At 61.3% G+C, this 589-nt stretch carries 1 protein-coding gene and 1 pseudogene; both read right to left on the bottom strand.

Translation table 11 applies throughout. From position 1 onward, the window contains the following. Positions 1-164, bottom strand: a pseudogene (locus tag ENZ75_RS35520) (peptidase S41); the annotation flags it as partial. Continuing rightward, a partial coding sequence (locus ENZ75_RS33670) for a peptidoglycan DD-metalloendopeptidase family protein (protein ID WP_164888274.1) occupies positions 165-589 on the bottom strand: 425 nt, incomplete at its 5' end. It abuts the pseudogene before it with no gap.

Genomic DNA, 589 nt, shown 5'->3' with positions numbered 1-589 from the left:
TACTGTGCCCGCACGCGCTCGAAGATATCGCCGAAGATCGCCAGTTGCTTGTAGGTCTCCGACCCTGCAGCGTTCGCCGCCGAGCCGGGTGCGCCATAGACCAGGCTCATGGCGGACGCGCCCATCAGCGCACCGGCAAACAGAAGCGACAGTTTCCGCATTATTCACGTCCTTCCAGAAAAACGGTCCGCCCACCATGGGGCCGGATCGACGGGTTTTCCATCCTTGCGGAACTCGACATAGAGTTCCGGCGTGGCATTTCCATTCTTCGAAACCGAGGTGCTCGCCACCCGGGCCTCTCCCATCGCACCGATCGGCTCTCCTGCAAGCACTGATTGACCGGTCGCGACGCTGATTCTGCTCATCCCCGCCAAAACGACATGATAGCCGTCGCCTGCGTTCAGGATCAAGAGTTGACCATAAGAGCGAAACGGCCCCGCATAAAGCACATTTCCATCCGCCGGCGCGGTAACGATGGCTCCCGATTGTGTCGCAACCATGTCGCCTAGCATCACCGCGCCGTTACCGTCGTCGGCGCCGAATCGCCGCTTGATGCGGCCGGTCACCGGCAGTGCGATCTGTCCCTGCA

Source organism: Mesorhizobium sp. M7A.F.Ca.CA.002.04.1.1 (genome assembly GCF_004022805.1).
GTDB classification, from domain to species: domain Bacteria; phylum Pseudomonadota; class Alphaproteobacteria; order Rhizobiales; family Rhizobiaceae; genus Mesorhizobium; species Mesorhizobium ciceri.
The sequence above is the reverse complement of the archived record's forward strand: the minus strand, read 5'-3'. Positions and strand labels throughout refer to the sequence as shown.